Annotated in this window: 12 protein-coding genes; 3 read left to right on the top strand and 9 right to left on the bottom strand. The window is 58.5% G+C overall.

What is annotated here, in order from left to right; genetic code table 11:
* Nucleotides 1-72: 72 nt before the first annotated feature.
* Nucleotides 73-489: an alpha-xenorhabdolysin family binary toxin subunit B gene (locus AC19YQ_RS05585; protein WP_500594732.1), complete on the top strand. Its 417-nt coding sequence runs from the start codon at nt 73-75 to the stop codon at nt 487-489.
* A gap of 178 nt (nt 490-667) precedes the next feature.
* On the opposite strand, the gene AC19YQ_RS05580 is transcribed toward AC19YQ_RS05585, so the two are convergent.
* The 5 genes from AC19YQ_RS05580 to AC19YQ_RS05560 form a co-directional block, all read right to left on the bottom strand.
* Complete coding sequence (locus AC19YQ_RS05580) at nt 668-1,831, bottom strand: type III PLP-dependent enzyme (protein WP_133079757.1); 1,164 nt, start codon at nt 1,829-1,831, stop codon at nt 668-670.
* Between the two features lie 494 nt (nt 1,832-2,325).
* Nucleotides 2,326-3,483, bottom strand: a complete 1,158-nt coding sequence (locus tag AC19YQ_RS05575; protein ID WP_133079756.1) for an osmoprotectant ABC transporter ATP-binding protein OsmV — start codon at nt 3,481-3,483, stop codon at nt 2,326-2,328.
* Nucleotides 3,480-4,133 (bottom strand): ABC transporter permease, encoded by a 654-nt coding sequence (locus tag AC19YQ_RS05570; protein ID WP_133079755.1) that lies wholly within the window; start codon nt 4,131-4,133, stop codon nt 3,480-3,482. The genes AC19YQ_RS05575 and AC19YQ_RS05570 overlap by 4 nt, the downstream gene beginning before the upstream one ends.
* A gap of 9 nt (nt 4,134-4,142) precedes the next feature.
* Nucleotides 4,143-5,036: a glycine betaine ABC transporter substrate-binding protein gene (locus AC19YQ_RS05565; RefSeq protein WP_500594731.1), complete on the bottom strand. Its 894-nt coding sequence runs from the start codon at nt 5,034-5,036 to the stop codon at nt 4,143-4,145.
* Nucleotides 5,037-5,061: 25 nt separating this feature from the next.
* Nucleotides 5,062-5,778 (bottom strand): ABC transporter permease, encoded by a 717-nt coding sequence (locus tag AC19YQ_RS05560; protein ID WP_338649171.1) that lies wholly within the window; start codon nt 5,776-5,778, stop codon nt 5,062-5,064.
* A 338-nt stretch (nt 5,779-6,116) separates the two neighbouring features.
* Here AC19YQ_RS05560 and AC19YQ_RS05555 point away from each other — a divergent pair, with 338 nt between their 5' ends.
* Entirely contained in the window at nt 6,117-7,700 is a 1,584-nt protein-coding gene (locus tag AC19YQ_RS05555) for a peptide chain release factor 3 (RefSeq protein ID WP_019823908.1), read from the top strand.
* A 390-nt stretch (nt 7,701-8,090) separates the two neighbouring features.
* The gene (locus tag AC19YQ_RS05550) at nt 8,091-8,378 is read left to right on the top strand and encodes a hypothetical protein (protein WP_500594730.1); all 288 of its coding nucleotides are present in this window, start codon (nt 8,091-8,093) and stop codon (nt 8,376-8,378) included.
* A gap of 43 nt (nt 8,379-8,421) precedes the next feature.
* On the opposite strand, the gene AC19YQ_RS05545 is transcribed toward AC19YQ_RS05550, so the two are convergent.
* Genes AC19YQ_RS05545 through AC19YQ_RS05530 form a run of 4 tightly spaced genes read right to left on the bottom strand, consistent with a single transcriptional unit; the run spans nt 8,422 to nt 12,307 of the window.
* A complete protein-coding gene (locus AC19YQ_RS05545; RefSeq protein ID WP_219260936.1) occupies nt 8,422-9,396 on the bottom strand; it encodes a peptide ABC transporter ATP-binding protein in 975 nt (324 codons plus the stop codon).
* Nucleotides 9,396-10,364, bottom strand: a complete 969-nt coding sequence (locus tag AC19YQ_RS05540) for an ABC transporter ATP-binding protein (RefSeq protein WP_133078877.1) — start codon at nt 10,362-10,364, stop codon at nt 9,396-9,398. The genes AC19YQ_RS05545 and AC19YQ_RS05540 overlap by 1 nt, the downstream gene beginning before the upstream one ends.
* 10 nt (nt 10,365-10,374) lie before the next feature.
* Nucleotides 10,375-11,286 carry an ABC transporter permease subunit gene (locus AC19YQ_RS05535; protein WP_133078878.1) on the bottom strand — a complete coding sequence of 304 codons (912 nt, stop codon included), beginning with the start codon at nt 11,284-11,286 and terminating at the stop codon, nt 10,375-10,377.
* A gap of 10 nt (nt 11,287-11,296) precedes the next feature.
* Nucleotides 11,297-12,307, bottom strand: a complete 1,011-nt coding sequence (locus AC19YQ_RS05530; protein ID WP_133078879.1) for an ABC transporter permease subunit — start codon at nt 12,305-12,307, stop codon at nt 11,297-11,299.
* Between the last annotated feature and the right edge of the window lie 59 nt (nt 12,308-12,366).

The following is a 12,366-nucleotide window of genomic DNA, read 5'->3' as shown; positions in this document are numbered from 1 at the left end:
GTAAGCGCTTCGATTTCAAATGCCCGATCGAAGTCATGGGAGAGGTGATGCAGGAAGCCTTGGCTATGCGGCATGATGCTCCGGCTTCAATTCAATAACCGTGTTGCACTCAGCTCCTGCAACCGCCAGGTTATAGACGCTGCCGTCACTATTCTTCAATCCCGAACCTGGCTGGATCACATAAGGGATTTACTGCCGACCGCCGAGCACATCCAGACGCTTTTAACGTCGGCACTGGTTGGAAAAGCAGAGGCGGATGTGGTCGTGGCGGCTCTTGAGCGCCTGACGCAGTACCTTGGCTTTTTTGACGGTGGCTATCGCTTGTTTGCCTTGACTCAGGCACGCAACAAAATAACCGACACGTTATCTGACGTGAGAGTGCTGCAAAACCAAAACGTGATAGATGCTCGGGTATTGAAAGAGCGTGCAGAGAAAATCAGGCGTCACGCTGAACTGGTGAGGCTCGGGCGTACTGGGTTGACAACATGAGGTTGGTTGTCAGGGGGCTTGGGGTGTTTATCAGCCGTGCTCATTCGACCACAGAGGTCAACGCTAACGCGATGCAGCAGGCATCGGCAGAGCTGGCAGGGTTTCAGCGTTTCTTGCGGCGGATCAGTCGCTAGACGGTAATGACAGCCCCCCGGACATTTGGCCGGGGGGCCTGTTTTTACAGGTAGAAAGACTTCAGCGGCGGGAAGCCATTGAACTCAACCGCGCTGTAGCTGGTGGTGTAGGCACCGGTCGATAGCCAGTACAGACGATCACCGATCGCCAGGTTCAGCGGCAGGCCGTACTTGTAGTTTTCGTACATGATGTCGGCGCTGTCGCATGTTGGGCCGGCAATCACGACTTCTTCCATTTCGCCTTTCTTTTCAGTCCAGATCGGGAACTTGATGGCTTCGTCCATGGTTTCGATCAGGCCAGAGAATTTACCCACGTCGGTGTAAACCCAGCGCTCCACGGCGGTGCGGGATTTACGGGCTACCAGTACCACTTCACTGACCAGGATACCGGCGTTGGCAATCAGCGAACGGCCCGGCTCCAGGATGATTTCCGGCAGGTCGTCACCGAAGTCTTCCTTCAGGAAGCGAATGATCTCTTCGGCGTAGGTTTCCAGGCTGTTGGTACGAGTGATGTAGTTGGCCGGGAAGCCGCCGCCCATGTTGATCAGCTTGAGAACGATGCCGTCTTCTTCTTTCAGGCGCTCGAAGATCACTTTGACCTTGGCGATGGCCGCATCCCAGACGCTGATGTCCCGTTGCTGGGAGCCCACGTGGAACGAAATGCCGTACGGCACCAGGCCCAGGTCACGGGCCAGGATCAGCAAGTCCATGGCCATATCGGTCTGGCAGCCGAATTTGCGCGACAAAGGCCAGTCAGCCGTGGTCGAGCCTTCGGTCAGAATACGAACGTAGATCTTCGAGCCTGGAGCCGCCTTGGCGATGTTGCGCAGGTCAGCTTCGGAGTCGGTGGAGAACAGGCGCACGCCTTTGTCGTAGAAGTAGCGAATGTCTTTGGATTTCTTGATGGTGTTGCCGTAGCTGATGCGATCCGGGCTAACACCTCGGTCCATCACTTTGTCCAACTCGTAGATCGAAGCGATGTCGAAGCTCGAACCCTTGTCGCGCAGCAGGTCGATGATTTCGACGGCTGGGTTGGCTTTGACTGCGTAGTACACCTTGGCAAATTCGAAGCCTGCACGCAGGTCATCGTAAGCCTTGCTGATCATGGCGGTGTCGATCACCACGAACGGGGTTTCCTGGGTGTCAGCGAAGGCCTTCATTTTGTTGAAGGTATCGCGCGCGTAATAGTCTTCGACCTTGATCGACATGCTGAGGGACTCCTAGTGGCAAACGTCATAAATAAATGGGCGCAACTGAACATCCTCCGTATCCCCACTTTGGTTCGCCTACTTCCCAAGGCATGTCCGCCGAAAGCAAAAAAGGTAAATGGACCTTGCTGTCTCGTCGTCAGTACTTGAGCCGGATGGATCGTTTCCAGCATGGATGTTCGGCGCGAACTTTAGGGGGTGAGTGCGTTGAGATCAACAAAAAATGTCGCGTTTTTGTACGCGTTCGTCGTGGGGGCGCGGACAGCTATTTAAGTAACCGACCTTTGTGACACTGAGGAGTTCGCGCGCAGCGCTTTTACGGGGGCCGCAAGGGCGGGTAAACAGAGTGACCGAGTCGCCAGTGTCGCGAGCAAGCCCGCTCCCACAGGGGCTTTCGTCCTTGTGGAAGCGTGGCTTGCCCGCGATGGCCTCAACGCGGTCAAGCAGAACGATCGAGTCGCCTGCATCGGGATGCAAGCCGGCGCCGAGAGCAGTTACGCCAACGCAATATCTGCCGGCGAGACAATGCTGGTCTTGGCCCCACGTGAGCGGCCCGAGCTCAGGTAGGCGGCAATCGATTCTTGCGTCACTTCACCCTGGAACACACGCTCGGTGTCCATGACCGGCAACCACGAACGGTTGAACTCATACATGCGCGACAGCAGGATGCGCAAGTGTTCCTCGGACGCGGCAGTGGCGGTGAATTCGCGCAGGTACTGGCCGCACGTACCGCTCTGGCGGTGCAGGTCGCGCCGGCGCACATAGCCCAGGGCCTTGTTGTCGGCACATGTCACGACGACATAGCGACGGTCGAGTTCGTCCATCAGTTCCAGCGCTTCGGCCACCGGGGTTTCCGGGCTCACCGACGGCGCGTTGTCCGCCGCGTCTTCGGCCTTGACCAGCAGCAGGCGCTTGAGCGTGCTGTCCTGGCCCACGAAGTTGCTGACAAAGTCGTCGGCCGGGTGGGCGAGCAGGGTGTCGGGATGATCCATCTGCAACAACTTGCCGCCACGGAAGATCGCAATCTTGTCGCCCAGCTTGATCGCTTCGTCGATGTCGTGGCTGACCATGATCACGGTCTTGTTCAGCGCCCGTTGCATCTCGAAGAATTCGTTCTGGATCATCTCGCGGTTGATCGGGTCGACCGCGCCAAACGGTTCATCCATCAATAGCAGCGGTGCGTCAGCGGCCAGGGCGCGAATCACCCCGATCCGCTGTTGCTGGCCACCCGACAGTTCGCGCGGATAACGGTTGAGGTACTGCTTGGGTTCAAGCTTGATCATGCTCATCAGCTCGCGGGCACGGTCATGGCACTTTTGCTTGTCCCAGCCCAGCAGGCGCGGCACGACGGTGATGTTTTCCTCGATGGTCATGTTGGGGAACAGGCCGATCTGCTGGATCACATAACCGATATTGCGACGCAGGGTCACCGGGTCTAGGTCGGTGGTGTCTTCACCGTTGATCAGGATCTTGCCGGAAGTGGGCTTGATCAGGCGGTTGATCATTTTCAGCGTGGTGCTTTTACCGCAACCCGAAGGCCCGAGGAACACACAGATCTCGCCTTCGTTGACGGTCAGGCTTACCGAGTCCACGGCTTTTACGTCTTTGCCGTTGCTTTGGAATGTTTTGCTGAGGTTTTGAAGTTCGATCATTTGAGCAGTCCTTTTGGAGTCAGCGAGCGTTGCAGCCATTGCAGAAGCAGGTCGGCGATGATGGCCAGAACACTGACCAACACGGCGCCGACGATCAGCATCGACATGTCGCTACGGCTGATTGCAGCAAGAATAAGTACACCCAGACCGCCAGCACCGATGGTGGCGGCGATGGTCATGACGCCGATGTTCATCACCACGGCGGTGCGTACGCCGGCGAGAATCACGGGTACCGCGATGGGCAGTTCAACCATGCGCAGGCGCTGGCCAAAGGTCATGCCGATGCCGCGGGCGGCTTCGCGAATGCCCGGTTCCACGCCGGTGAGGGCCAGGAACGTGTTGCGCATGATGGGCAGCAGTGAGTAAAGAAACACCGCCGTGATGGCCGGCATCGGGCCCAGGCCCTGGCCGAACTTGGAGTAGAACGGCAACAGCAGGCCGAACAGGGCAATGGACGGAATGGTCAGCAGCACGGTGGCGCTGGCTTGCAGAGGGCCGGCCAGTGTCGGGAAGCGTGTCATCAACACACCCAGCGGCACGCCGATCAGGATCGCCAGAATCACGGCGATGCCGACCAGGCTGATGTGCTGAAGGGTCAGTTGTAAGACTAGCGACCAGTCCATATGGGAAAAGGCGTTCAAAAATTCCATGTCTTTTCCTTAGTTGAGTGGATGTTGGCGCAGGAAATCTGCGGCCACCGTGGAGGGGCTTTCGTGGTTCACGTCGACCCGCGCGTTGAGCTGGCGCATGGTTTCGTCGTCAAACAGATCGGCCAGGGGTTTGAGCAGCGCTTCCAGGTCCGGGTGGGCATCGAGATAGGCTTTGCTCACGACCGGCGCGGCGGTGTAGTCCGGGAAATAATGCAGGTCGTCGTCCAGCAACTTGAGGTTGAAGGCACTCAAGCGGCCGTCCGTGGTGTACACCAGCCCGGCAAATACCTGGCCGTTTTTCAGCGCGGTGTAGACCAGGCCTGCGTCCATCTGACGGATATTGCGGCGGGTCAGGTCCATGTCGTAGAGCTTGACCATGCCCAGCAAACCATCGGAGCGGTTGGCGAACTCGGTGTCCAGTGCCACCAGTGCGCTTTTGTTTTCCGGGTCACGCAGAGCCTTGTTCAGGTCACTGATGCTGTTGATGTCCGGAAACGCCTCGGCCACTTTCTGTGGCAGGGCCAGTGCGTAGGTGTTGCTGAACTTGGACGGATGCAGCCAGATCAGTCCTTTTTTTGCATCGACCTCTTTAACCCGGTCGTAGGATTGCTGGCTGTCGAGTTTGTCGGTGATGTGGTTGTAAGCCACCAGCGATACTCCGGTGTATTCCCACACCATGTCCAGTTGCCCCGACTCTTGGGCCGAGCGCGCCAGACTGCTGCCCAGCCCGCCAGTCACCTTGGCGTTGTAACCTTTGCTGTTGAGGTATTGGGACGTGATTTCAGCGAGCAGGGTTTGCTCGGTAAACACTCGCGCCCCGATACGAATCAGGGGTTTTTCTGCGGCCTGGACAATTCCTGCGCACAGCAGGATGCAGCCTAGTAAGAAGCTTATTTTTTTCATGGGTATTCCTTTGCTCAGCCGGACCTTAAACAGGTCGCAGACCGCGTTCCAACCATCGGCGGCTGATGAGTATCACCAGGCCATCGAGCAGCAATGCCAGCAGCGCGGTACAGGCTGCGCCGAGGATCAGTTGCGGCTGATTGTTGAGGGCGATGCCGGGGAAAATCAGGCTGCCCAGGCTATTGGCGCCGATCAGGAACGCCAGGGGTGCCGTACCGACGTTGATCGCCAGTGCGACCCGTACACCGCCCATGATGATGGGCACGGCGTTGGGCAATTCGACTCGCCACAGCACCTGGCGTGGGGTCATGCCGATGCCGACGGCGGCTTCCTTGAGCGAACCCTGTACGTTTTTCAAGCCTTCATAGGTGTTGCGCACGATGGGCAGCAACGAGGCCAGAAACAGGGCGAAGATGGCAGGACCGCTACCGATCCCCAGAAAACCCAGGGCAATGGCCAGTACGGCCAGCGGAGGGACGGTGTTGCCGATGTTGAAGACTTGCATGAAGCGTTCCGCACGTCCGGCCATGTTCGGTCGGCTGAGGAAAATGCCGGCGGGTATCCCTACAAGGAGGGCGGCGAGCATTGAAGCGAGTACCAGGTACAGGTGGGCTTGCAGGTAGAACAACAAATCATCTTGATAGTGTTCGATAGTGCTGATGCCGATCCAGTGGACCAACAGGGCCAGGAGCGCGATCACAACCGCACCTCCAATAAGCCCTTTTCCATAGCGATTTGCCACAGACGGACTCCTTTTTTTCAGTCGGCGAACACATCGTCTCGTGGCATTACCATTTCTGGCTGCCGACAATCATGTTCGCGAAGAGCAACAGGGGAGTGCGAAAAGCGCCCTCATCACCTGTCATTAGCGCAGCCTCGTCAGGCTAACTTGCTGATATTTCAGCCCCTGACGGTTTGTCGTATCAGGAGAGTGGACGCCTCCACTGTTTAAAAGGTTCACATTATTTACGGCACATTGCCACCCTTGTCCGACGGGCAAGGGTACCAACGGTGGCTGTAGTGCCCGGTTTTAGGCTATAATCCGCGCCCTTTTTTGAATCAATCGTCAGGCGATTTCCCATGACCAACCAGGCCGCCGAAGTCGCGAAACGCCGCACTTTCGCTATTATTTCCCACCCCGATGCGGGTAAGACCACCATCACCGAAAAGCTCTTGCTGATGGGTAAGGCGATTGCTGTCGCCGGTACGGTGAAATCGCGAAAGTCCGACCGCCATGCCACCTCCGACTGGATGGAAATGGAGAAGCAACGGGGTATTTCGATTACCACGTCGGTCATGCAGTTCCCGTATCGCGACCACATGATCAACCTGCTCGACACCCCGGGCCACGAAGATTTCTCCGAAGACACCTATCGCACCCTGACCGCGGTCGACTCGGCCCTGATGGTGCTCGATGGCGGTAAGGGCGTAGAGCCACGGACCATCGCCCTGATGGACGTCTGCCGTCTGCGTGACACGCCCATCGTCAGCTTTATCAACAAACTCGACCGCGATATCCGCGACCCGATCGAGTTGTTGGACGAGATCGAGGCGGTCCTGAAAATCAAGGCGGCGCCGATCACCTGGCCGATTGGTTGCTACCGTGACTTCAAGGGTGTTTACCACCTGGCAGACGACTACATCATCGTCTACACCGCCGGTCACGGTCATGAGCGCACCGAAACCAAAATCATCGAAAAACTTGATTCCGATGAAGCCCGCGCCCACCTGGGTGACGAGTACCAGCGCTTCGTCGATCAACTGGAACTGGTTCAGGGCGCCTGCCATGAATTCAACCAGCAGGAGTTCCTCGATGGCCAGTTGACCCCGGTGTTCTTTGGTACTGCATTGGGCAACTTTGGTGTCGACCACGTGCTTGATGCCGTTGTGAACTGGGCGCCCAAGCCATTGGCCCGTGTTGCCAACGAGCGCACCGTAGAGCCTGTTGAAGAGAAGTTCACCGGCTTCGTGTTCAAGATCCAGGCAAACATGGACCCAAAACACCGTGACCGTATCGCCTTTATGCGCATTTGCTCGGGCAAGTACGAAAAGGGCATGAAAATGCGTCACGTGCGTACCGGCAAGGACGTACGAATCGGCGACGCGCTGACTTTCTTCTCTTCGGAGCGTGAACAGCTCGAAGAGGCGTTTGCGGGCGACATCATTGGTTTGCACAACCACGGCACGATCCAGATCGGCGACACCTTCACCGAAGGCGAGAGCCTGAGCTTTACCGGTATCCCGCACTTCGCCCCGGAATTGTTCCGTCGCGTTCGACTGCGCGATCCGCTCAAGTCCAAGCAACTGCGTCAGGGGCTGCAGCAACTGGCCGAAGAGGGCGCCACTCAGGTGTTCTTCCCGGAGCGCAGCAACGACATCATCCTGGGCGCTGTGGGTGTGTTGCAGTTCGATGTGGTCGCGAGCCGCTTGAAAGGCGAATACAAAGTGGAATGCTCCTACGAGCCGATCACCGTTTGGTCGGCACGCTGGATCGATTGCAGCGATAAGAAAAAGCTCGAAGAGTTCAAGATCAAGGCTGTGGAAAACCTAGCCATTGATGGCGGTGGTCACCTGACCTACCTGGCGCCGACGCGCGTAAACCTGGCGTTGATGGAAGAGCGCTGGCCGGATGTGAAGTTCCGTGCGACCCGTGAGCACCACTAAGGGCTCAGGCGTCTGGTTGAAAAAAAGCGAAGCCCTTGGGCTTCGCTTTTTTTTGGCCTGCGTCAGGTAGTGAATACACGGCCAGAAAAGTGTCTGTAGCAGTTGACGAGCAGTGCGAGGCTACGTCCGACGATGCAATCGTCGTAAATCCGGTAAGTACGATGCACCTGACACATCACTGCTGATTGGTTTTACGACTGCTACGCAGCCGGACGTAGCCTCGCGCTGCTCGTCAACGGCTACAAGGGGGAGAAGCCCCGCCACAAAGTATCGATAAACGCGGCTGCGTAACTCCGAATGGGTATATCGCAACCTGTGTGTTTCTGGAAAAGCTGAAGGGGGCGGACTAGGTTTAAAGGGTGTTTTTCCCACAACTGGATGGAAATCGCCATGAAGCTTTTTCAACGCATAGTGTTGTTGCTCAAAGTGCTGGTGTTGTTGTCGATGAGTGCTTCTGCAGCTTGGGCCAGTTATCCGGCCGGGTATTCGGCGACTGGCGTGCCGGGACCGACGGTTCATGCCATCTACAAATCGGACTCGGAGCCGGGTGATCAGGGGCAGGGCGGCAGTTCGGGGGATGACGACCAGACGGATGGTGACGGCGGCGCGGATGGCGGTGGCAGCGGTGATAACGGCGATGACGGTGAAGAGGGCGACGAAGGCGATAGCCAGACGTAGTTTCTGAACGGTGGGAGCGAGCAAGCCCGCTCCCACATAAGCGTCAGTCAGTTAGAAACTGCTCCGCGTGATGGCAGGCAACCTGGCGGTTGTCGAGCAGACGCAAGATGGGTTCGTCAGTGCTGCACACGTCAGTGGCATACGGGCAGCGCTTGTGGAAGGCGCAGCCTGATGGCGGGTTCAGCGGGTTGGGCAACTCGCCCACGATCTTGATTTTAGGCTTGAGCGGGTCCGGGTGGATGGTAGGTGTCGCCGACAGCAACGCCTGGGTGTAGGGGTGCAGCGGTCGGGTATAGATCTCTTCCTTGGGGCCCATTTCTACCGGGCGGCCCAGGTACATCACCAATACCGTGTCGGCCACGTGCCGCACCACCGCCAGGTTGTGGGAAATAAACACGTAGGCGGTGTTGAATTCCTGCTGCAGATCCATGAACAGGTTGAGTACCTGCGCCTGAATCGATACGTCCAGTGCGGAAGTCGGTTCGTCCGCCACCAGCACTTTGGGTTGCAGCATCATGGCCCGTGCCAGGGCAATTCGCTGGCGCTGGCCGCCCGAGAACATGTGCGGGTAGCGATGGTAATGCTCAGGTCGCAGACCCACCTGTTTCATCATGGCCTGGACTTTTTCGCGGCGTTCGCTAGCGCTCAGTGTGGTGTTGATCAGCAGCGGCTCAGCCAGTTGATCACCCACTTTCTGCCGCGGGTTGAGCGAGGCGTAAGGGCTCTGGAACACCATCTGCACGTCTTTGCGCAGTTGCTTGCGCTCGGCCTTGTTGGCCCCCGTGACTTCTTGACCGGCAATTTTCAATGAGCCGGAGGATGGCTCTTCGATCAGGGTCAGGGCGCGGGCCAGGGTGGACTTGCCACAACCTGATTCGCCCACCACGGCCAGGGTTTTGCCCGCTTCAAGTTCAAACGATACACCGTTGAGTGCGCGCACCAGCGCATGGCCTTTGAACAGGCCACGGGATACTTCGTAGTGACGGGTTAGGTCACGGGCGGTCAGAACAACAGTCATTACGCCACCTCCTGATTCAAGGGGAAGAAGCAGCGCACCTGACTGTGAGCCTTTTGCTCCAGCTCAGGACGTTGTTGACGGCATTGTTCTTGTACGTAGGGGCAGCGTGGCGACAACAGGCAGCCTTTCGGGCGGTCGTAACGTCCCGGCACGATGCCGGGCAAGGTGGCCAGGCGGGCGGCGCCCATGCTGTGTTCAGGGATCGCGGCCAGTAGGGCTTCGCTGTAGGGATGCGCCGGCACGTCAAACAGCCCTGGCACGTTGCCGACCTCTACCGCTTGGCCGGCGTACATGACGCACACGCGCTGGGCCGTTTCGGCGACCACGGCCAGGTCGTGAGTGATCAGTACCAGCCCCATGTTTTGTTCGCGCTGCAGGTTGAGCAACAGGTCCATGATCTGGGCCTGGATGGTTACGTCCAGTGCGGTGGTCGGTTCGTCAGCGATCAGCAGTTTGGGTTCGCCGGCAATCGCCATGGCAATGGCCACGCGCTGGCTCATGCCTCCTGACAATTGGTGCGGATAGGCGTCCATGCGGCTGGCGGCGCCAGGGATTTCGACTTTTTCCAGCAGTTCGATGGCCCGTTTGCGTGCTTCTTTTTTCGACATCTTCAGGTGCAGACGCAGCACTTCCTCAATCTGGAAACCCACGGTGTAGCTGGGGTTCAGCGCGGTCATCGGGTCCTGGAAGACCATCGCCATGTCTTTGCCGACGATCTGGCGGCGTTGACGGGCGCTGAGGGTCAGCATGTTCTTGCCGTCGAAGTTCAGCGCATCGGCGGTCACGATACCGGGATGCTCGATCAGGCCCATCAGCGCCATCATGGTGACCGATTTACCGGACCCCGATTCGCCAACAATGGCCAGGACTTCGCCTTTATCCACAGACAGACTCAGGCCATCGACGACCGGCACGGCCGTCGCGTCGCCAAAGCGGACGTTGAGATTCTTGATTTCTAACAGTGACATTGGAATCTCCTCAGGCGGCGTTCTTGAGTTTCGGGTCCAGCGCATCGCGCAGGCCGTCGCCCATCAGGTTGATTGCCAGCACGCTGAGCAAAATGGTCAGGCCGGGCAGGCTCACGACCCACCAGGCACGTTCGATGTAGTCACGGGCCGAAGCCAGCATGGTGCCCCACTCAGGGGTTGGCGGTTGTACGCCAAGGCCCAGGAAGCCCAGTGCAGCGGCGTCGAGAATCGCCGAGGAAAAGCTCAAGGTGGCCTGAACGATCAGTGGTGCCATGCAGTTGGGCAGCACGGTGATGAACATCAGGCGCGGCAAGCTGGCGCCCGCCAGGCGGGCAGCGGTCACGTAGTCGCGGTTCAGTTCGCCCATGACGGCGGCACGGGTCAGTCGCACATAGGACGGCAACGAAACCACAGCAATGGCGATGACGGTGTTGATCAGGCCAGGGCCGAGGATGGCAACAATCGCCACCGCCAGCAGCAGGGACGGCAGGGCCAGCATGATGTCCATCAGACGCATGATGCCCGGGCCGAGCAGGCGCGGGAAAAACCCGGCAAACAGGCCCAGGATCACGCCCGGAATCAGGGAGATGACCACGGACGACAAACCGATCAGCAGCGACAGGCGCGAACCTTCGATCAGGCGTGACAGCAGGTCACGGCCCAGCTCGTCGGTACCGAGCAGGAACTGCCACTGGCCGCCTTCAAGCCAGACCGGCGGGGTCAGCAGGAAGTCACGGTATTGCTCGCTCGGATTGTGGGGGGCAACCCACGGGGCAAAGATCGCGCAGAACACGATGATGATCATGAAGATCAGGCCCGCAACGGCGCCCTTGTTTCTGGAGAAGGCATGCCAGAATTCTTTGTAGGGCGATGGATAAAGCAGGCTTTGATCCAGTTCGGTGGTGCTTGGAGTAGTGCTCATGGTCAGGATCTCAGCGCTGGTGACGGATGCGTGGGTTGGCAAAGCCGTAGAGGATGTCGACTACGAAGTTGACCAGAATCACCAGGCAGGCGATTAGCAGGATGCCGTTTTGCACCACGGGATAGTCCCGGGCACCGATGGCTTCGATCAGCCATTTACCGATACCGGGCCACGAGAAGATGGTTTCGGTCAGTACGGCACCGGCCAGCAGGGTGCCGACTTGCAGGCCCACCACGGTCAGTACCGGGATCAGGGCGTTGCGCAGGCCGTGCACGAACACCACACGAGCCGGGGACAGGCCTTTGGCGCGGGCGGTGCGGATGTAGTCTTCGCGCAGCACTTCGAGCATCGATGAACGGGTCATCCGCGCGATCACGGCCAGCGGGATGGTGCCCAGCACAATGGCCGGCAGAATCAAGTGGTGCAGTGCGTCCCAGAAGGCTTCGGGCTGGTCGCTGAGCAGGGTGTCGATCAGCATGAAACCGGTTTTTGGCTCGATGTCGTACAAAAGATCGATACGCCCGGACACCGGGGTCCAGCCCAGGCCTACGGAGAAGAACATGATTAGGATCAGGCCCCACCAGAAGATCGGCATCGAGTAACCCGCCAGGGAGATCCCCATCACCCCGTGGTCAAACAATGACCCTCGCTTGAGTGCCGCGATAACCCCGGCCAGCAACCCAAGGACACCCGCGAACAACAACGCGGCGGTGGCCAGTTCCAGAGTGGCGGGGAACAGCGCGGAAAACTCGGTCCACACGCTTTCGCGTGTACGCAATGACTCGCCAAGATCACCATGGGCGAGCTTGGTGACGTAGTCGATGTACTGCTCATGCAGTGGTTTGTTCAGACCCAGACGCTCCATGGCCTGGGCGTGCATTTCAGGGTCTACCCGACGCTCACCCATCATGACTTCGACCGGATCACCCGGGATCATGCGAATGAGGGCAAAGGTCAGCAGGGTGATGCCGAAGAAGGTGGGTATCAACAACCCTATTCGGCGGGCAATAAAACTAAACATCGTGTGGTGTTCCTTATCAGCCGGTTAGGCAGGTCCGCCAGGGTTCAGGTAGATCCTGG

It is taken from the genome of Pseudomonas sp. MF06569 (assembly GCF_059862735.1).
The sequence above is the reverse complement of the archived record's forward strand: the minus strand, read 5'-3'. Positions and strand labels throughout refer to the sequence as shown.